Consider the following 19,622-nt stretch of genomic DNA (forward strand, 5'->3'; position numbering starts at 1 on the left):
TGTATTGAAGCGGTCAAGGTGGTCAAATAGCGTCCGGCCATGATCAAACACAGCCCCTTCTGCTCCTCCAAGACGAGCCCCGAGGACACCCGCCTCACCGTTGTGATGTAATTCGGCTCCCCTTTTCGTTACGGAATGTGGAAGGACTCCTTCACGAGCGCGGATTCACGTGCCTGGATGAGATGTTCGTGAAAATCAATGGCGATACATTGCCTATGCGCCGTGGATCACGAGGGCGAGGTTCTCGAAAGCTTCGTGACGAAGAGGCGGAACAAGATAGCTGCGTTGAAGTTCCTACGGCAAACAATGCGTAAACACAGGCGGACCGAGGTTATCGTGACCGATCGAACTCGGCCTTATGGGGCCGTATTCAGGAAAGTCGGGTGCGGATCACAAGGACACTCCGAGGTGCGTTCAGGGCTTCAAAGCTCGATCATCTGATTGGGACCCGGCAAGCGGTCTTTACTATCTGTCTTATGTATTTCTATCGCATGTGTTGAATTAACCGTTTGCTTTGGAGTGGCATGCATCAACTGCTCATATTCCTCAACCACCACAACGAAGAACTGCCCGTCGTCCGTGCTTTTGGATCAGCGCCAACTCTGCAGATGCCGTATCGACCAGACTTTTGAAGCCGATCTTTTGGCATCTCTCCCAGGCATCGCCTTAGTAGCGATGACGCCTTACTATAGGCATTACGTCTACAGTTTGAGTCTGATTGAAAAGTCTGCCTACCACAAAAGAGCCTAGCCAGATACCTAACCAGATTGCGATGAGGCCGAACAAGGTCCCCGTGGTTGATTTTTAATCGGAAGTACCCCAACCCTTTGCCATTCTGCGGCACCTGCTAAGCGATGCAACAGCAGGAAGACGGCCAGGGCCAGGGGTTCGCCAAACGGTCGGCTGGGGGGCGGCCCAAATCTCTATAGTCCTTGAGGTGGGAACCGCATCCCCAAGCGGATTTGCGTGTCCACAAAATCTGATTCTGGCGTTCGATATTGGAGAAATATTGGATAAACGCGGCTCAGAATTTATCCAACCTATTGAAAAGATTGGCGTCCCCTAGGGGATGAATGTGGGCACTGGGAGCTTATCGAGATCCTTTAGGCAAGATGGCCAATCGATGACACCGACGACTGGCACATCGTGGCTCAGGCGAGCCGAGTTTGACAGAGCTACAAGCCGTGACATGTGACGCAACAACGATTCGTATCGCTGGATACATTTCTGCTGGTTTGAGCGCGTGAAACGCGACAAGCCCCTAGAAGGGCTTGTACGTCGCGCCGCCCGAAGGAGCACATGGATTGACAGGCACTAAGACAAAAGGATGGGAAAGGTTAAAGCAGGTTTGGATCGTGGGCGGCAGACGCGAATATACCGGTTCAGCGCAGCAGCAGAAGCAGTCAAAACCTTTAAACCGCTTCCTTCGCCACAACGGTGTCGTATAGGCCGTATTGGGTCAGGTCGTCGTGGCTATCGATGCCCGTGTAGCGCAGAGAAGCATCCTCGTATCGACGGAACGCAAAGACAGCTTCGTTCATACGTTCTGTGTTGAAAACCTTGAGACGCACCAAAAGATGGAAATCTGCGACCGGCAATCCAGTCACGGAGAGGAACAGATCTGGTTCAAGCTTGGTAATTACGTCCTGAAGCGTATTTTCGCGGAAATCCGTCAGATACATGAAGGCCGGAATGCGCGTCGCGAACTTAATAAGCTTTTCCTGAACGAGTTTGCGCTTGGACTTGTACTCCTTTTCCTCGGCGCTCAATTCCTTCTTCTCGCCCGGTGTTAGGTCGCCGTCTTTTGCCTTGTTCTTAAGTTCTTTTACCTTGTCACTTTTATTGATGATCGTCTCGATGATGTTGTCGCCCAGTGCTCTCCATCCCTCGATCCGCTCGACGGCAGCCATTGCCTCAGCATTGTCGAGGACACGGCGCAAGGTGAAATTGTCCACATTGACCAGCAATGCAGATTCCCATTTTCTGGCGAGCAACGTCGCCGATGTTCCTGCCATGGCAATGTCGAGAATACCGCCCGCGTCAATCTGCGTCATGTTTGCGCCGTCATAGGCGAGCACAGGCAGGAAGGAGACAAGGTCCCGCACGGCATTCTCGGGATTTGCTTCGCCCGGTGAAAGGCCGATGCCATACTCCGACAACTGCCGCAGCGCCCGCGTCGGTGCGAAGTCAAACACGAAGCAGATGGGCTTCAGCACTTCTTCTTCATTTGGATTATTGCCGTTGGGATTCTTGATCGACCACGGCGATTGCACCCGAAATGCAGCCTGGAAATAGGTTTCTGGCGATTTGAGGTTTCGCAGCATCAGAATCGAGGACCATTGTGCCACTGTTACCCCGGTTGTCAGCTTGCCGCACGATAACGTTATGGTCTTGGTATCGAAGCCGCTGCCGACCGCCTGCCTGACGGGTGGCAAGGCATCAAGCCCGATCCCTGCCGATGCGCCTGCCGACACTATGACTTTGTAATCGTGCCAAAACACATTGTGCTTCTCCGACAGCAGTTTCGCCATGGCATGACAAGCGGCTACATTGGGCAGGAACCAGAATGAATGTTGCAGGTAGGGGAGCAGCCGAACATCCGAATAGGGAAACGGGGGCCTTCTGCCGGTTTTCAAGCTTTCGACTGCTTGCGGCGCATAGCTGCCCCGAATGATGTCCAGCCACTTCTGCACATCGGTCTTGTACTTGAATTCTGCCGTGTCCCCTGTGCCGGTGGCCGCGAAAAAGGCATTCAAGTCGAACTCGTCAAACTCCCCGGCGCTGGCGATCGCCAGCAGCTCATCAGGCATCTGATACGTCAGAAGCCGCATTTGCGGTAGCGCGCCATAGGGATTTCGTTTGCCCGGATTCTTTGCTGCAAACTCGGCCTTGGCGCGCTGCTCGTCGGTATAGGTCCAGTTGAATATCTGTTCCTCAATAAACTCGCCTGTGGCGAGCGCCTTGAACGGTGTTCCGGAGAGATAGAGATAGGCCTGTGTGGTGATGGGTAGAAATTCGGCCTCGCTCACCGAAAGCATATTCAAGTCTTCGTTCACGTCCTCAAGATCAGCAGCATATTCGAGGCTGGTTTCCTTCTTGGCCTCCGCCGCGTCCTCGCCCTCGAAGAGTTCCTTCGCCGTGTCTCGCCATGCGCCGAAATGGTATTCGTCGAACACAACCAGATCCCAATGGATCGCGTGAAGCCACTCGTTCTTGGCCTTGATGTTTCCTGCTTTGTCGCGCCCGAGCAGGTCTTGGAAAGAGCCAAAATAGACGACCGGCTTGTCGCGGTCGATCTGGCTGGGATCGCGCCCTGAATTGCGCGACAGATATTGCCATCCATCAAAATCCACATGGGTTTCAAGGTCGGTCTGCCAAGCATCCTCGACGGCGGGCTTGAAGGTCAGCACCAACACCCGCTTTGCGGCCAACTTCTTCGCAAGCTGGTAGGCGGTGAAGGTTTTGCCGAAGCGCATCTTCGCGTTCCAGAGGAAGCGCGGAACGGCGGCGGCATCCTCCTGCCAACGTGAATGATAATAGGCATAGGTCTGTTCTACGGCCCTCGCCTGTTCGTCGCGCTGTGGGAAGCCCTCGTGATGCGTGCCGGTGAACTGCTGGCCTGTGCGCAGCTCAGCCAGGACGGTTTTCACGTCAGCGACCGTGCACTGCATCCATTCGAGCTGCGGATTGGCAAAACCCTTGCGGCGGAGTGCGTCGCGCACGGCATGATCGGTGATAATGCTGCCATCATCCCGCTCGGCGCATTCGTCAAGCTCGATAACATAGTTTGTGATCGCGGCTGTCTTTAGTTGTTCGCCCACACGCTGCTTCACATCGCGAGTTGTTTGCCCAACTTTGAGAAGTCCTTCGTGCGCCTTGTCGCCAATGGAATAGGCGTAGATGCGTGGACGCGCTTCCGGCTTAGGTGTAAGGATTTCCTCGATGGTAGGCTTATTCACCGTCGTCCCCGTTCATAACCCGCACCTGCGACTCGATGTAGGCCTGCTCCTCGGCGGTGATGTCGTATTTTTGGTACAACAGCTCATCCGTCCATATTTTGTCCCAACTTTGCATCGGGACCCAAGAGTAGGTCGAGTTCAGCGCGTGTTGAGTTATTTTTCGTTGAGAAACAAGGAACCTAAAAAACCTCGTCAAATAGTACGATTGCAGGCTCTCTGCTTCAGACTTGGAATCTAACTGGAAAACGAGGTATGACTGAGTACAAGCGGAGTTCGGAGCCGCAATGATCGGCTTACCCAATATTTGGTGCGGTACCCCGTCACCACCATTATAAGCCTCAGGGACAAGAAGTTTCCATTTATCGATCAGGTGAACGCTTTTCTTGATGATGTTCCTGTCGATGAATCCCACGCCTCTCTTCATCCGTCGAATAAAATACAGAGAGGCGTCTCCATCACGCTGTTTACTTCTGAATCCGTCAAAGTTCGATGCAAATCCAAATGCCGTGTCTCGGCTCAATATGCTGTTTACGGAAGCCTCCTCGCGGCTAAGAACTTTATGCAGAATTGAAATAGCCCGGCTGTCGCGCACAAAAATATCGTACTCGTCTAGTTTGCGTAGGATAGGTCCAATAATTTCGCCTCCACGGCTCGTCGTGACATTGCATAGACCGTTATGTTGCTTATCCCATATAAAGTAGCAGATGCCTGCCTTGATTTCGACGCCAGGAAAAACCTCCGCCGACGCGGGAAAATCTACGAGTTCTTTGAGGTGACCGCCGCCGAGAAATGTTTGGCGAAATTCGTCCATGCCCCTTCCTCCCGCCATCCAGCGGGACGGAATCACCATGGAGATGTAATTTGGCTCCAGCGCCACCGCCTGCTCGACGAACAGATGGTAAATGGACGAGTCACTGGTCCCCCCCGCGCCACCAGTCATCTGATAGGGCGGGTTCCCGATAATCACATCGAATTGCATGTTGGCTCCGAACAGCTCGCCAACGCGAGCCTTAATGTCGTTGGTATGGATGAAGGCGTAAGCGTGGTTCTCGAGTTCCGGCTCGCGGTCGAAAATCGCACGGGGCGCTCCACAGAAAGAGCATTTTGCGTTATCCCAATTGTGCTCGATACGCTCGAACCAGATATTGCCGCCATCGGTGGCAAAGCTTTTCGCCACCGAATGTTCGCCGTTGGCGTGTTTCGAGCAATAGAGGCTACGCCGTGCCAGCAGACTGGTTAGCCTGGTGATGCCGATGCCGAACACCTGGCGCGTCAAGACGTGATCCACCCGCGTTTGCAGGTCGGGAATTTCTGTAGCGAGGCCGGCGATGAGCCGCTTGGTAATTTCTCGAAGGAACACGCCAGATTTGGCGAACGGGTCGAGGAATCTGACCGTGCCATCGGCCCAAATTTTCGCTCCGTCGTTCCGCGCCGCCCATGATTCCGCCAGCGTGTCCAACATCCTGTTGGCTAACTCCGGCGGCGTGAACACCTCGTCGTTGGACAGATTAGCGATGCAGGTCAATACATCCGGGTTTCGTCCCCGCAGCGTGAATACCGCCATTTCGTTCATGCTGCATCTCCCTTCTGACCGGCGGGAAATCCGGCCAGATCATGAGGAGTCATCGGTGGATAAACATTGGTGGGCGTAAAAATTTCGTGCCTGCCGAGTTGGGAAAACAATGAATCTTGGGCGCTGAAGCTCGCCATGCCGGTCAGCACGTCGAGCCGGAAATCGCGGCGCTGAAACTTACCTTTTCCGAGGTATCCCCATTCCACCACGTTGATCGGCTTTCCATCCGTGTCGCGCATGGTCATGGCATCGCCGTGGACGAGATTCATCGACAGGACGTTGGAAGCGGCGCGGTACAACTCAACCGCCTCATCCAGAATCAGGTAGTCGGCGAACACTTCCAGCATGTTCGCTCGGCATTCCGCAATATTGTCCGGCAGCAATTCGATTCCGTAGCAGCACATCAGCGCGAGCAGCGCGTAGTGCCGCTTCTCAAAGTCGGATTTGCCGAATTTTTTCTCTACTGCGGCGAGCTTGCGTTGCAGGACCGGGACAAGGAAATTTCCGCTGCCGCAGGCTGGCTCCAAAAAGCGAGAATCAATGCGATCGGTTTCGTCGTTGACAAGATCAAGCATCTTCTCGACTAGCCAGGAAGGCGTAAACACCTCCCCGTGATCTGCAACACGCTTCTTGGACTTGATCAAATTCATAGCGTCTCAAATCAGTTCGGTTGTTGGATGACCGTGACCATCGAAATTATCGCTCGACCCTGATTTCGCCGGCGCATCCACGGGCGCGCTTAAAGTCGAAATCATTCTGCATGCGCATCAGCACCGTCACGTTGGCTCAAAACGCATTCTCGAGTCCGATTACCATTACCCGCCACAGCGTAACCCGATGCAAGCCGCGCACCAAGGCGGTTTCTTTGCGGAATCAATGCTTTTCAGGCAGTGGCTTACCCACCGCGATAAATCGTACGAGTTCCTGTTGTTCCTGTTCTGTTGGTCGCGCCAATTTGCACCTGAGCAGAAGATATTTGAGAGAACTCCATTATCTTCTCAGCCCCCGTGATCAGTAACACGGGGGGCTTAAAATACATCACATTACATTGCTACCGATAGGACTGTTCTGTCCAGAACTCTCACCCCATGGGGGTAGAGTCTGGCTTAGTCATGCCAAGCCCGTAACGTGCAGGCTCCGGCTCGGTCAAGGCTCGCGCCAGCGACCGTGCGCAGCACGGCCTGGCCTTGAGGGAGACGGCAGCCGCACGTTCTCCTGGCGTTTATGACTGAGCCCTGCCCTGTTTGCTCCAATGGATGATGAAAGACACCGATTGTCTTTTAAGCTTGATCGGAAGACATTGTTTGTCTTATAAGGGATTATCACTTTAGGATTTGTAGGACATGGTTACAGAAAAGCACTATCTCACCGTCAAGGCGCTGGCGCAGATGATCGCCCCTTCCTTGAGCGCGGCGAACATCGCCAAGACCATGCGACAGCTTCGTCACTGGACGCAGAACGATCTTCTAGAGACGGTCGGCGGCAAGGAAACCGGCACCGGCATCCCGCGCCTCTATGAGACCGAGCCGACACCCTGGATCGCAGCGATCCTTCTGGAGCTGGCGCGCTACGGCGCGACCCTGGAAGTCTTGAAGCCTGCCGCCCAGGCTCTCTATGACGCCTGGGAGGATGACAACGACCTGGTGATGGCCTCGGAGACTCAGGAAGGACCGGCCTTTGCCCAGGTCTCCTGGCAAGTCGATCCCGATAGCGGGCGGTTCACTAAGGCCGGCATTCACTTCTTCCACGGCATAGAAGCCTTCGATGGCGATGAGACAGTCCTGGAAAGCGCGCCTGTCAGCTCGATCCTGATCAATCTCACCCAGGTCATGGATAAGCTCTATGGCGCTAAAGCCCATGCGGATGGCGGCAACCATGACCAGTGAGCGCCCGCGCCTGCTCCTGAGCGGCATCGACAGTCTCTATGTCTCCTACTTCGTCTCCATGGGCGAAAGCTGGCTGGACTTCGATGATCTGGCCTATCAGCAGCAGCGCCTCAAAGAGAGCCGCCGCGATGAGATCGCCGAGATAACGATTGGTGGCGAGAGCTTCGCCCTCATGCCCTATGGCCGCCACCCCTACCGTTACATACTGGTGAATGAGGACTTTGAAATCCGCCTGACTGAGAAGATGCAGCCAAGTTGCCATGTGCAGTTCTTTAGCAAGGGTCTCTGGAGCCATGGCTATGTGGCACTCCTGGCGCGCCTAAATGCCTGGCTGGAAGCCATCAATGGCAAGCTATACAGGCCCAGCTCCGTATCCCGTATTGATTGGAGCTTTGACTATGACTTGCCACTAGCTGATTTTGCGGCCGATCACATCGTCTCACGCGCCAATAAGGACGCCACCCATCGGGAGAATGGCCTGGTGCAGACCCTCACCTTCGGGCGCGGCGAGGTGGTGGTGCGTCTCTATGACAAATCGGCGGAGATCGAACAGGAAAGCGGCAAAGTTTTCTTCCATCAGCTTTGGGGTCAGAAAGACAATGTCTGGCGGGTCGAGTTTCAGGTGCGCCGCGAGCGCCTGGCGCCCGGCGGCATCACCAATCCGACCGAGATCGGCATCCATCAAGGCGATATCCTGCGTGAGCTGGCGAACAGTCACACGACCCTGCGCAAGCCTTCGGGCGACAGCAACCGCTCTCGCTGGCCGCTCCATCCTCTCTGGCAGGGACTTCTGCAAGATATTAGCGCCCTCGATCAAACAGGCCTGATCCGGGAGATCGACCGGCAAGCGCCCCTGAATTGGCGGCTCTTTCAGCAGACGAAGTCCCTCCACGGCGGCTTAAAAGGCCTCGCAGCAGTTCTTGGCCTTCTCAAGGGTGCAACTGCACCCCTGACGATTGAGGAGGTCCACGCAGAGCTTCTGAGCCACCTCAAATTGCACCACGACCCCTTCACCTGGGAGCAAGACGTGGCCGCACGGATCACCAAACACAGCTATGGGCTCTGGTAATGTTTAAACCAATCCTCTCTCTCATCAACCATCGCAAGACCCGGATCATCGACCTGGCGCAGGCCGCCCTGCCGCCGGAGCAGTTCCAGGCTTTCAGAAAGATCACCTTGGAGGAGTTTGGCGAGCGCGGCCTGATAGCCGATTTGCGCGCCCTCTTCCGGGCAGAGCGTTAAAGGGTGGGTATGGCATGGCAAGGGCCGGAATTGATCCAGGCAGGAAAGGAGGTTTTCATGGTTGAGCGACAGCCATCATACGCCCGAGCCTAATAGCGACGGCCAAAGCAAAGCGGCCTCGTCCAAAAAGACAAGGCGGCCCGTCGCAAAAGCCACGAGCAAGGGCAGGTATAATAGCGGCGGGTATAATAGCGAAACCGGGCTCCGGGTCAGTCACAATCTACCCGAAGCCCTGCCGGTGACAGGCGAGGAAATCGAAATGCTTTCCGGTTTCTTCGATAGTTTGCTGGTTAGCAGTCTGGAAAATTAGGAGACCATAATGGCTGGAACGGGAATGCGGGCGGCTCTCTATCTGAGGGTTTCAACGACGAGGCAAGCAGAGCAGGACCTCTCGCTTCCCGACCAGCAAAGCCAATGCGAGGCCTATGCCAAAGCCAACGGCTATCAGGTCACCAATGTCTATATAGAGCCTGGCGCGTCGGGCACCGACGACAGGCGGCCAGCCTTCCAGGAAATGATAGCCGACGCCCGGCAGACGCCACGGCCCTTCGATGTGGTGCTCGTTCATAGCCTTTCACGTTTCGCGCGCTCGGTTGCCGATTCCTGCATCTACCGCAGAATGCTGGAAAAGAACGATATCCGCCTCGTGGCTATCACCCAGGATTATGGCGACGAAACGACAAGCAATTTTCTCTATACCGTTGTCGCAGCCTTCGATGAACAACAGAGTGCGGAGAACGCCAAGCACACCCTGCGCGCTATGAAGGAGAACGCGCGGCAGGGCTTTTGGAACGGCGCACCGCCACCCTATGGCTACCGCACCTACACAGCAGAACTACGCGGCGCAAAGGAAAAGAAGCGCCTGGAGATCGACCCTAACGAGGCACAGACCGTTAAGCTGATCTTTGACCTCTACAGGAACGGCGACGGCAAGAGCGGTCCGCTCGGTATCAAGGCCATCGTCAATCATTTGAGCGCCAGGGGTCTCAGGGCACGCAAGGGTGCGCGTTTCAGCATAAAGACCGTGCATGAAATCCTACGGCGCACCGCCTATAAGGGCGAGCACCTCTTCAACAGGTTCGACAGTCGCAGCAAAAAGGAAAAACCACGTGAGGAATGGATCGCCCTTCCCGTCCCTGTGATCATAGAGCCGGAGGCTTTTGAGACGGTCCAGAGCAACCTCAAAGCGCGCAGCCCTCGTAAGACCCCGGCGCGCATTACCAATGGCCCGACCCTGCTCACAGGCCTTTTGAAATGTGGTCGCTGCGGTGCAGGGATTACGATCCGTACCGGCAAGGGCGGTCGCTATCGCTACTACGACTGCGCCAACAAGATTCGCCACGGCAGCAGCGCCTGCAAAGGCCATCCTATTCCCATGCAGGACCTGGACCGGCTAGTGGTCGATAGCCTCCTGGAGCGCATCTTGGAACCAGAGCGCTTGACTGTGATCCTCAAGGAATTGACGCAGCGATCTTCTGATAAGAGCGATACAAGGCGCGAGGCAGTAGCGCACCTCCAGCGCGAGCTGCGGAGGTGCGACCAAGCGCTGGATAACCTCTATAAGGCTGTCGAAACCGGCCATCTGGACAACGATGAATTCCTGGCTAATCGAATCCGCGCACTCAAGAGCGAGCGTGAGGAGATTATCCGGCAACTCTCGATCCAGAGCCGCGCTCAGGAAACCATTGACCAGAAGATTACGCCTAAGCGCGTCAAAGCCTTTGCAAGCGCTCTCAGGCGCAAGTTCGCAAACGATAACTCACCGCTCCGCAAGAGCTATCTGCGGCTCCTCATTGATCGGATTGAGGTACAAGGCAAGGAAGTGCGCATCATCGGCTCAAAAGCCATCCTGGCACAGGCCGTGGCCGCCAACGATGGCGACTATCCTTCTTTTTGCGAGGGAGTGCCCACTTCTATGGGCGGATGGCGTCCCCTAGGGGAGTCGAACCCCTGTTTCCGCCGTGAGAGGGCGGCGTCCTGGGCCACTAGACGAAGGGGACGTGGCCGGTGCAGGGCGGTGATATAACCAAAGACCGCGGCCCTGACAAGGGCAATCCACCGCGCCGACGAATATTGCGCGACGGCCATAACGCGGCGGCGCGACTGTTGAGCCCCGCCGTGCGCTCTTACCCGCCGTTTTTGGCCTTGTAGGCGGCAATGGCCTGCTTGAGTTCCTCTTCTTCCTCGCAACCGAAGAAGCCACAGGCGTCGTCCAGGCGTTCAAGAACCTTCTCGGCTTCCGCCAGACGGTTGGTCTCCAGATAAAGCTCACCCAGATACTCCAGGGCGTAGATATGCTCGTCGTCGATCGCCAAAGCCTGATCGTAGTAACCCTCCGCCTCCTGGTACCGTCCGAGCTTGCGGGTGGCAAAACCCTTCAAACTATAAAGATCGGCGTTCTTGGCCTGACTCTGCTGCAGGCCATCCAGCTTGACCAGCGCCGCTTCGTACTGCTCCTTGACGATCAGGGCCCGAACTTCCTTGAAGGGATCGTTCGTCCCGCTGTCGCCGCCCAAATCGGCGCGTGCGCCGCCCCCGCCCCCCGGCAACGCAATAAGCAAGGCCAGGAGAACCGCCGACGCCAGAGCGCCTACAGAAAAGGCTCTTTCTTGGAGATGCATGCTGCTCCGCTCCTCTCACCAACGCATGGGCGCTAGGATGCCTGGCTCCGTTTCCCGGTCAGGTCCCGCGCCGCCGCGACGAAGGCCTCGATCTCGGAGACCTCGCTGTCGAAGGCTGTCACCAAACGATAGACCCCGGCCCCGCCAAAGGTCCAGGGGTAGAAAATGAAGCCGCGCTCGGCCAGGCCGGCAGCAACGGCATCGGACAGGCGCAGGAATATCTCGTTACCCTGCACTGGGGCTACCAGTTCGATCCCCTCCAGGGCCTGTAAGCCGTCAGCCAGCAGACTGGCGGTATCGTTGGCGCGGGCAGCCAAACGGAGCCACAGATCGTCGGCCAGATAGGCTTCGAGTTGAGCGGATATGAAACGCATCTTGGAGTAAAGCTGCGCCGCTCGCTTGCGACGGAAAGGCAGACTTTCCGCCAGGCCGCGATCAAAAACCACCACAGCCTCGGCGGCAAGACAGCCATTCTTGGTGGCGCCGAAAGAAAGCACATCGACTCCCGCCTTCCAGGTCATCTCCGCGGGGCTGCAGCCCAGGCCGACCAAGGCATTGGCGAAGCGAGCACCGTCCATCTGCACCCGCATTCCGGCACGCCGGGCCACCTCGGTAAGGGCGGCGATCTCGGAAGGACTATAGGCCGTGCCCCACTCTGTGAGCTGCGTCAGTGCCAGTACGGCGGGCTGCACGTGGTGTACATCGCCCTGACCTGAATTGGCGAGCTTACGGGCCAGCGTCTCCGGATCAAGCTTGCCGACAGCCCCGGGCAAGCCGATCTGACGCGCGCCACCGGTGAACAGTTCGGGCGCACTGCTTTCGTCCAGAATGATATGTGCATGCTCGTGACAGTAGATCGCCCCCCAGGGCGGCGTGATGATCGACAGCCCCAGGGTGTTGGCAGCCGTCCCGGTCGCCACCGGAAAGACGGCACAGTCGGCCTCGAACACCTCGGCCAGTCGCCGCTCGACACGAGCCGTCCAATCATCGCCGCCATAAGGCATGGCGCGACCGGTCGCGGCCTCGGCCAGAGCCTCCAGGATTTCCGGGGCGGCCCCGGCTGTGTTGTCCGACGCGAAGTTCTGGTTCATCGCTCAGGGCTCCTGTAACTGCGGGCTGATGCGGCCGACTATCCGGCCATTATCCGGACTGACCAGCAACAGGTCGTCGCAGCCCAGGCTTGACGGCCCCTCCAGGCGCACCAGCAAGAGGCCTCCGTCGAGTTGAACATCGCCAAGGCGGCAACCCTTGGGCAGTGGCAAATCGGTTTGCCATGAAGCGGTATCCGGCCCCGGCGTGGCGATGACTGCGGTCCCGTCACCGTCCTTGGGTGTGCTTACACGGCCTGCGATGGTGAACACGATTACGGCAAAGCCGACCACGATCAGCACAGCCATTCCAATAACAAGGACTTTCAGAGCCTTCACGCTATGCTATCCATTACGCTCGACAATCAACTGGAACCTGGCCAGCATGACCGTAGACGACACACGGCAGAAACTGGAAGTGAGCGCCGAGGAAGCCGGCCAACGTCTGGACCGATTTCTGACCGCCCATCTCCCTGACCTCAGCCGCTCGCGCCTGAAGGCGCTGATCGAAGACGGCCACCTGCAGGTGGACGGCGCGACGATAATGCAGCCCTCCGCCAGGGTCAAACAGGGTCAGCGTCTGGAACTCCACGTTCCCGAGGCCGCACCGGCTCTGCCCGAGGGCGAGGCCATCCCCCTGGATATCCTTTTCGAGGACGAACACCTGCTGGTGCTAAACAAGCCCGCCGGGCTGGTCGTCCACCCTGCGCCCGGCAACATGACGGGCACCCTGGTCAACGCGCTGATCGCTCATTGCGGCGACAGCCTGAAGGGAATCGGCGGAATCAAACGGCCCGGGATTGTTCATCGTCTGGACAAGGACACCAGCGGCGTCATGGTGGTCGCCAAGACCGAAGCGGTCCACAAGGCGCTGGTCGACGCCTTCGCCAAGCGCGACCTGGAGCGGCGCTATCTCGCTTTGGTCTGGGGCTTGCCTGCCCCCTCCAGCGGGCGCATCGAAGGCAACATCGGCCGCAGCCCGCGCAATCGCAAGAAAATGGCCGTCGTGACCAGTGGCGGGCGCGAAGCCGCCACGCGCTACCGGGTCCTGGAGAGCCTCGCTCAAGGGACGGCGGCGCTGGTGGAGTGCAAGCTAGAGACCGGGAGAACGCATCAAATTCGCGTGCACATGACCGAAGCGGGTTACCCCCTGATCGGCGATCCGCTATATGGACGCACATCGCAAGCCCGGATGCGGGCGCTCACCGCGGCGGCTCAGAGCGCCGTCAAAGCATTTCCGCGTCAGGCCCTGCATGCAGCCAGCCTTGGATTTCGACATCCGGCAAGCTGCGAATGCCTTGAATTTGTCACAGAATTGCCATCCGATATCCAAGTCTTGAAAGATAGTTTAGAAGCACTTTAATATAGTAGGAACTTGATACGGAGGGACTGACGCCAAGATGGCAAGGTAGCTCTTGGATTCAGGTTCCTAGTACAAGAAACTTCTGTTCGAAAGGGGAGCAGCGACATCATGGCCGCGCCCAGAATGCCGTCGGTATCCGAGAGCAACCTGACCCGCTACCTGCAGGAAATCCGTAAATTTCCGATGCTGGAGCAGAACGAGGAGTACATGCTCGCCAAAAGCTGGCGTGAGCATGACGACGTCGAGGCTGCCCACAAGCTGGTGACCAGCCACCTTCGGTTGGTGGCCAAGATCGCCATGGGTTATCGCGGCTATGGCTTGCCGGTCTCCGAACTGATCTCGGAGGGAAATGTCGGCATGATGCAGGCGGTCAAGCGCTTCGACCCGGAGCGCGGGTTCCGCTTGGCAACCTATGCGATGTGGTGGATCCGCGCCGCCATCCAGGAATACATCCTGCATTCCTGGTCCTTGGTGAAGATGGGTACGACCGCCGCGCAGAAGAAGCTGTTCTTCAATCTGCGCAAGATGAAGGGCAAGATCCAGGCCATTGACGAGGGCGACCTGCATCCTGAACAGGTAACCTATATCGCGACCGAGCTAGGCGTTCCCGAGGCTGACGTGGTCTCGATGAACCGCCGCCTCGCTGCCCCGGACCATTCGCTGAACGCGCCGCTGCGCCAGGACGGCGACGGAGAGTGGATGGATTGGCTGGAGGACGAAAGCGAGAGCCAGGAATCCCAGCTCGCCGAAAGCGAGGAACTTGGCAAGCGACGTGCGCTGCTCAAGCACGCCATGGCCACGCTGAATGAACGCGAAAGGCATATCCTGACGGAGCGACGCTTACAGGACGAACCCACGACGCTGGAAGACCTGAGTCAGGTTTACGGTATCAGCCGCGAACGTGTGCGCCAGATCGAGGTGCGCGCTTTCGAAAAGCTGCAGAAATCGATCCGTAATGCTGCGATTGAGGAACGGCTCGCCAGCGAACAACAATTGGCCGAAGCGGACTCCTGATCCCGGTAAGCGACGCAAAAATCCGAGTCGAGCGAGAGGCGGCCTGCTGTACACGCCGCGCCGCCTCTTTCTTATCCGGCGAAAGGATCCTTCATGAGGATTGTATCGTCACGCTCAGGGCTGGTGGAAAGCAAGGAAACCGGCGCCTTGATCAACTCCTCGACCCGGCGAACATACTTGATTGCGGTTGCGGGCAGATCGGCCCAGCTTCGCGCGCCGTAGGTACTCTCCTGCCAGCCTTCCATCGTTTCGTAGACCGGCGTCACCTTTGCCTGATACTCGGTCATGGCCGGTAAATAGTCGATCCGCTTGCCGTCCAACTCATAGGCAACACAGACCTTCAATTCCTTCAAGCCGTCCAATACGTCCAGCTTTGTAAAGGCAATCCCGTCGATACCGCCAACCTTCACGGCCTGCTTCACCATCACGGCATCGAACCAGCCGCAGCGGCGCTGGCGCCCGGTTACGGTTCCGAACTCGCGACCGCGCTCACCAAGCGTGCGACCGATCTCGTCGCTCAGCTCGGTCGGGAAAGGTCCCGAACCGACCCGCGTCGTGTAAGCCTTGGTGATTCCCAACACGGTACCGATGGCTTTCGGTCCGACGCCCGAACCGGCGGCTGCCTGGCCGGAAACGGTGTTGGAGGAAGTCACATAAGGATAGGTCCCATGGTCGACATCCAACATGGCGCCCTGTGCGCCTTCGAAAAGGATGCGTTTACCCTGACGCACGGCCGTATCAAGCGTCCGCCAGACCGGCTGGGCATAAGGCAGGATACGCGGTGCCAGCTCCAGCAGGTCCTTTACCAGTTGGTCGCCGTCCACCTCAGGTTCGCCCAGGCCCCGCAGCAAGGCATTGTGATGCAGCAGCATGCCTTCGATCCGGCGCAGCAGATTCTCTTTGTCGGCGATATCGCAGATGCGAATGGCCCGGCGTCCGACCTTGTCCTCGTAGGCGGGCCCGATACCCCGGCCGGTCGTGCCGATCTTCTCTTTGCCGCGCGCAGCTTCGCGAGCCCGGTCCACAGCCCCGTGCATCGGTAAAATCAAGGCGCAGGTATCGGAAATCTTGAGATTGTCGGGGGAGATATCGACACCCTGCTTCTTGATCCGTTCAATCTCATCCATCAGGGCCCAGGGATCGACCACGACACCATTGCCGATGATCGCCAGCTTGTTCGGGCGCACCACGCCGGAAGGGAGCAGCGACAATTTGTAGGTCTGGCCACCGATTACCAGGGTATGGCCCGCATTGTGGCCTCCCTGGAAACGTACCACCACGTCGGCGCGCTCCGACAACCAGTCGACAATCTTGCCCTTCCCTTCATCGCCCCATTGGGAGCCGACGACGACGACATTGGCCATGATTTCAGTTTTCCTCCACTTTTCGGAGCGTTTCGCCGGACAGCCAGTAGTCGCAGGCCATCCTGCGGGCCTCCTTGCGATCTTCCCCTACCGGATCGTGTCCGGCCAGGGTCACAAAGCCTTTTTCACGCAGCGCAGCCGCAATTTTAGGGTCATGACCCGCCGGCAGGTAAACGCGTGATGGCGCATCCGGTTCTGGCAAGGCCCTGAGCAGACTATCCATATACAGAGTGACACCCGTCGCAGGCTCAAAGCAGCCGCCCGCCGCGCGCGCCGCGTAGCGGCCGCCGCGTCCCAATTCGCCGCGCACACCGCGCGCGAAGAACGCAAACGACACACCCGTCTGATACTCGAATCCGCGATGTTCGGTCGGGTCGACGGTGATGCGCAAATCCGGCTTCAATTCCCGCAGCCGCTCGACAACCGCCAGCAGCCGTTCAAGCTCTTCCTGCGCATCTTCCGGCACTGTCAGGCGCGACAGCGCCGCAACCGCCCGTTCTACCGGTCCAGCAGCGCGCAAAAGCGCACTCAGAAGCTTTCCGTGCTCTTTCGAAATGGCCTTGACGGCCGCAGCATCCTTGCGGTCCAACGCTTCACGCAAGTCGGCGCTTTCCGATGGCGACAATCCTAGCGTGCGCGCAATGGCAGGAACCAGCGTCGGCAGCGCTATGTCGACGCTAAGCCGCGTGACGCCGACCTTTTCCAATGCCGAGGCCGCCAGTGCGATTATCTCGGCGTCGGCGCCGCTGCTTTCGCTACCGATTAATTCGGCTCCGACCTGAGCAATCTGACGGTCGTTGCGGAGCTGATTACCCTTCACCCGCAGTACCTGACCGGCGTAACAGAGACGCAACGGCCTCGGCTCACCGGAAAGCCGCGTGGCGGCGATGCGTACGACCTGGGTGGTCATGTCGGCGCGCAGACCCATCATTCGCTGGCTGAGCGGGTCCATCAATCTGAAGGTCTGCTGCGATAAAGCCGCGCCCGCACCGTCGAACAGTGTTTCCTCGAACTCAAGCATCGGCGGTTTGACGCGCTGGTAGCCACAGGCTGAAAAGAGATCGAGGATACGCGAAATGGCCGCCGACTCCTGCGCGGCTTCCGGCGGCAACAAATCCACCATGCCTGCTGGCAACAGAGCTTTTTCGCCTTTTTCCGTCATGCTATCGGCATTATCCAATTAAACGGTACTAGGCCCCTAGCGGGCGTAGCCACAAACCCGCGTTGTACTAGCCTTTTTGTTGGGCGGCTGAAAGGGAAAATGCCTTTCCACGATGGAGCCAGCCAGGAAAACCCGCTAGCTTCGGGCGCGAAACCAACCGGAGAGATCATGACCGACAAGGTTAGTCCCCCTGATGATCCGCCCTCCCTGGCTAGCTGTGCCGCGGGTTTGGACAAACTTCTAGGCCCGGTGCTGCTGTTATCCGGGGTTCTGCTCGCGTTCGGCTGGACTCTGCCAATGATGACGGTATCCCGCTTCGTTTTCCTATCGGAAGAGGTCTCAATTCTCCGTGCCATCGGCCAGCTTTGGGATGCCGATGAGATATTTCTCTTCCTGATCATTGCAACCTTCTCTGTGGTCTTTCCCGCGTTGAAGGTCGGTATAGGCTTGCTCCTTTGGTATCGCTCGCGACACGCCATTCGCAGGCGCCGCTGGCTCGCCGGTCTGGAAATGCTAGGACGCTGGTCGATGCTGGATGTCTTCGTGGTGGCATTGATCGTAGTCGCCATCCAGATATCGCTGATCGACGATGTCGCACTGCACGCCGGACTCTACGTCTTCACCGCCGCAATCCTGCTATCGATGCTGGCACTACGCCGCATGGAAACCCTCGCCCAACGTTTGGACAGGACTCAAAGCAAGGGTTGAAAGCTCAAGGGTTCCGCCCGTTCCACCAAATCCAATGCCCGCACTTTCTTCAAGGTCTCAGCGCTTAGACTTTGATCCAACTCGAGAAGTGCGATGGCGTCACCGCCGGGACTGCTGCGTCCCAGATGGAACGTGGCGATGTTGACACCCGCGTCCGATAGGATGGTGCCCAGGCGCCCGATCAGACCGGGCTTATCCTTGTTGGTGATGTAGAGCATATGCGGGCCCAACTCGGCCTCGACCTGAATGCCTTTGATTTCCACGACCCGGGGCTTGGTTCCACCGAACAGGGTTCCCGCGACCGACCGTTGCCCACGATCAGTCTTGACCGTCACACGGATTAGCGTCTGATAGTCGCAATCACCGTCACGCTTGGTTTCCGACAAAGCGATGTCGCGCTCGCGCGCAAGGACCGGTGCGTTGACCATGTTGACACTGTCCAACATGGGACGTAGCAAGCCCGTTAGGACGGTTTGGGTCAGGGGGCGGCAATTGAGTTCAGCCACGTGGCCTTCGTACTCGATGTTGACTGAAGTCAGGCCGGTTCTGGTCAATTGCCCGGCAAAGGAACCCATCTGTTCGGCGAGCTGCATGTAGGGCTTCAGGCGTTTGGCATCCTCCGCGCTCAACGATGGCGTATTGAGAGCGTTGCGTACCGCGCCGGTAAGCAGAAAATCCGCCATCTGTTCGGCGATTTGCAAGGCCACCTTTTCCTGTGCTTCGCTGGTCGAGGCGCCCAGATGCGGCGTGCACACCACCTGTTCCAATTTAAACAACGGGCTTTCGCGCGCCGGCTCCGTCTCGAATACATCAAGGGCAGCGCCCGCCACCTGTCCCGACTGGATGGCGTTGTAGAGCGCGGCTTCGTCGATCAACCCACCGCGCGCGCAGTTAATGATGCGAACACCAGGTTTGGTCTTGGCGAGTGATTCCTCGTTCAAGATACCGCGCGTCTGTTCGGTCAAGGGAACATGAAGGGTGATGAAATCCGCCGCCCTTAGAAGTTCGTCCAGCTCAACCTTCCTGACCCCCAGGTCGTCGGCGCGCTCGTTACTCAAGAAGGGGTCATAGGCAACCACCTTCATTCGCAGGCCCAGTGCCCGCTCGGCAACGATGGAGCCGATATTTCCGCACCCCACGATGCCGATCGTTTTGCCGGTTAACTCGACGCCCATGAAGCGGGATTTTTCCCACTTTCCCGCCTTCGTCGAGCTGTTGGCTTCAGCAATCTGGCGCGCCAGCGTGAAGAGAAGCGCCAATGCATGCTCGGCGGTGGTGATGGAGTTTCCGTCCGGCGTGTTCATCACGACAATGCCGCGTCCGGTGGCGGCGGCAATATCGACGTTATCGACACCAATACCAGCGCGCCCGATCACCTTCAGGTTCGTCCCAGCGGCAATAATCTCGGCGGTCGCCTTGGTCGCCGAGCGCACGGCCAGCCCATCAAACGCCGCGATTTTCTCCTTGAGCGCTGCTGGCGTCAGATCGGTGGCCACCACCGTCTCGATGCCGCGCGCTTCAAAAATCTCGGCCGCAAGGGGGCTCATTTTATCGCTGATCAGAACCTTAGGCATTGTGCTTGTTCAATCCTCTCCAAGCTATGAATTAAGCGGGACTCAGGCGCCTTGTGTCCTACATGTGG

18 protein-coding genes, 1 tRNA gene and 1 pseudogene are annotated in these 19,622 nt (G+C 57.9%); 9 read left to right on the forward strand and 11 right to left on the reverse strand.

What is annotated here, in order from left to right; translation table 11 throughout:
* The first annotated feature begins 198 nt into the window (after window positions 1-198).
* Window positions 199-441: a DDE-type integrase/transposase/recombinase gene (locus tag ABIE63_RS02175; RefSeq protein ID WP_354502434.1), complete on the forward strand. Its 243-nt coding sequence runs from the start codon at window positions 199-201 to the stop codon at window positions 439-441.
* Between the two features lie 971 nt (window positions 442-1,412).
* Here the strand turns inward: ABIE63_RS02175 and ABIE63_RS02180 are convergent.
* The 3 genes from ABIE63_RS02180 to ABIE63_RS02190 are packed head-to-tail and all read right to left on the reverse strand — an operon-like array spanning window position 1,413 to window position 6,182.
* Window positions 1,413-3,959 (reverse strand): GIY-YIG nuclease family protein, encoded by a 2,547-nt coding sequence (locus ABIE63_RS02180; protein WP_354502435.1) that lies wholly within the window; start codon window positions 3,957-3,959, stop codon window positions 1,413-1,415.
* On the reverse strand, window positions 3,952-5,532 hold the full coding sequence (locus ABIE63_RS02185) for an Eco57I restriction-modification methylase domain-containing protein (RefSeq protein ID WP_354502436.1): 1,581 nt from the start codon (window positions 5,530-5,532) through the stop codon (window positions 3,952-3,954). The genes ABIE63_RS02180 and ABIE63_RS02185 overlap by 8 nt, the downstream gene beginning before the upstream one ends.
* Window positions 5,529-6,182 carry a DNA methyltransferase gene (locus ABIE63_RS02190; RefSeq protein WP_354502438.1) on the reverse strand — a complete coding sequence of 218 codons (654 nt, stop codon included), beginning with the start codon at window positions 6,180-6,182 and terminating at the stop codon, window positions 5,529-5,531. The genes ABIE63_RS02185 and ABIE63_RS02190 overlap by 4 nt, the downstream gene beginning before the upstream one ends.
* Before the next feature lie 693 nt (window positions 6,183-6,875).
* On the opposite strand from ABIE63_RS02190, the gene ABIE63_RS02195 reads away from it, so the two are divergent.
* From ABIE63_RS02195 to ABIE63_RS02215, 5 genes and pseudogenes are all read left to right on the forward strand, one after another.
* Window positions 6,876-7,418 carry a hypothetical protein gene (locus tag ABIE63_RS02195; RefSeq protein ID WP_354502439.1) on the forward strand — a complete coding sequence of 181 codons (543 nt, stop codon included), beginning with the start codon at window positions 6,876-6,878 and terminating at the stop codon, window positions 7,416-7,418.
* The gene (locus ABIE63_RS02200; RefSeq protein ID WP_354502441.1) at window positions 7,375-8,487 is read left to right on the forward strand and encodes a hypothetical protein; all 1,113 of its coding nucleotides are present in this window, start codon (window positions 7,375-7,377) and stop codon (window positions 8,485-8,487) included. Before ABIE63_RS02195 ends, ABIE63_RS02200 begins: the two co-directional genes overlap by 44 nt.
* The gene (locus ABIE63_RS02205; protein ID WP_354502443.1) at window positions 8,487-8,660 is read left to right on the forward strand and encodes a hypothetical protein; all 174 of its coding nucleotides are present in this window, start codon (window positions 8,487-8,489) and stop codon (window positions 8,658-8,660) included. The genes ABIE63_RS02200 and ABIE63_RS02205 overlap by 1 nt, the downstream gene beginning before the upstream one ends.
* A gap of 61 nt (window positions 8,661-8,721) precedes the next feature.
* Entirely contained in the window at window positions 8,722-8,970 is a 249-nt protein-coding gene (locus ABIE63_RS02210) for a hypothetical protein (RefSeq protein WP_354502445.1), read from the forward strand.
* A 24-nt stretch (window positions 8,971-8,994) separates the two neighbouring features.
* Window positions 8,995-10,011, forward strand: a pseudogene (locus ABIE63_RS02215) (recombinase family protein); the annotation flags it as partial.
* Window positions 10,012-10,053: 42 nt separating this feature from the next.
* Here the strand turns inward: ABIE63_RS02215 and ABIE63_RS02220 are convergent.
* From ABIE63_RS02220 to ABIE63_RS02240, 5 genes are all read right to left on the reverse strand, one after another.
* On the reverse strand, window positions 10,054-10,314 hold the full coding sequence (locus ABIE63_RS02220; protein ID WP_354502446.1) for a hypothetical protein: 261 nt from the start codon (window positions 10,312-10,314) through the stop codon (window positions 10,054-10,056).
* A 270-nt stretch (window positions 10,315-10,584) separates the two neighbouring features.
* Window positions 10,585-10,660: transfer RNA gene (locus tag ABIE63_RS02225), tRNA-Glu, on the reverse strand.
* 126 nt (window positions 10,661-10,786) lie between these two features.
* Window positions 10,787-11,281: a tetratricopeptide repeat protein gene (locus tag ABIE63_RS02230; RefSeq protein WP_354502448.1), complete on the reverse strand. Its 495-nt coding sequence runs from the start codon at window positions 11,279-11,281 to the stop codon at window positions 10,787-10,789.
* Between the two features lie 32 nt (window positions 11,282-11,313).
* Window positions 11,314-12,372 (reverse strand): low specificity L-threonine aldolase, encoded by a 1,059-nt coding sequence (locus ABIE63_RS02235; RefSeq protein WP_354502450.1) that lies wholly within the window; start codon window positions 12,370-12,372, stop codon window positions 11,314-11,316.
* 3 nt (window positions 12,373-12,375) lie between these two features.
* Complete coding sequence (locus ABIE63_RS02240; RefSeq protein ID WP_354502452.1) at window positions 12,376-12,708, reverse strand: hypothetical protein; 333 nt, start codon at window positions 12,706-12,708, stop codon at window positions 12,376-12,378.
* Window positions 12,709-12,754: 46 nt separating this feature from the next.
* Between ABIE63_RS02240 and ABIE63_RS02245 the strand changes: the two genes are divergently transcribed.
* Both ABIE63_RS02245 and rpoH read left to right on the forward strand, forming a co-directional pair.
* Window positions 12,755-13,732, forward strand: coding sequence for an RluA family pseudouridine synthase (locus ABIE63_RS02245; RefSeq protein ID WP_354502454.1), 978 nt, complete (start codon window positions 12,755-12,757; stop codon window positions 13,730-13,732).
* 108 nt (window positions 13,733-13,840) lie between these two features.
* The gene (rpoH, locus tag ABIE63_RS02250; RefSeq protein WP_183415571.1) at window positions 13,841-14,746 is read left to right on the forward strand and encodes an RNA polymerase sigma factor RpoH; all 906 of its coding nucleotides are present in this window, start codon (window positions 13,841-13,843) and stop codon (window positions 14,744-14,746) included.
* A 71-nt stretch (window positions 14,747-14,817) separates the two neighbouring features.
* Here rpoH and ABIE63_RS02255 read toward each other — a convergent pair whose 3' ends face one another.
* Together ABIE63_RS02255 and ABIE63_RS02260 are read right to left on the reverse strand one after the other, a co-directional pair.
* Complete coding sequence (locus ABIE63_RS02255; protein ID WP_183415572.1) at window positions 14,818-16,110, reverse strand: adenylosuccinate synthase; 1,293 nt, start codon at window positions 16,108-16,110, stop codon at window positions 14,818-14,820.
* 4 nt (window positions 16,111-16,114) lie between these two features.
* Window positions 16,115-17,272, reverse strand: a complete 1,158-nt coding sequence (locus tag ABIE63_RS02260) for an ATP phosphoribosyltransferase regulatory subunit (RefSeq protein WP_354502456.1) — start codon at window positions 17,270-17,272, stop codon at window positions 16,115-16,117.
* Window positions 17,273-17,440: 168 nt separating this feature from the next.
* Between ABIE63_RS02260 and ABIE63_RS02265 the strand changes: the two genes are divergently transcribed.
* Window positions 17,441-17,980: a paraquat-inducible protein A gene (locus ABIE63_RS02265; protein WP_354502458.1), complete on the forward strand. Its 540-nt coding sequence runs from the start codon at window positions 17,441-17,443 to the stop codon at window positions 17,978-17,980.
* Here ABIE63_RS02265 and serA read toward each other — a convergent pair.
* Window positions 17,965-19,554 carry a phosphoglycerate dehydrogenase gene (gene serA, locus ABIE63_RS02270; protein ID WP_354502460.1) on the reverse strand — a complete coding sequence of 530 codons (1,590 nt, stop codon included), beginning with the start codon at window positions 19,552-19,554 and terminating at the stop codon, window positions 17,965-17,967. The two genes, ABIE63_RS02265 and serA, sit on opposite strands and share 16 nt — an antisense overlap.
* Window positions 19,555-19,622 lie beyond the last annotated feature (68 nt).

Source organism: Limibacillus sp. MBR-115, from assembly GCF_040549425.1.
Classification (GTDB): domain Bacteria; phylum Pseudomonadota; class Alphaproteobacteria; order Kiloniellales; family CECT-8803; genus Limibacillus; species Limibacillus halophilus.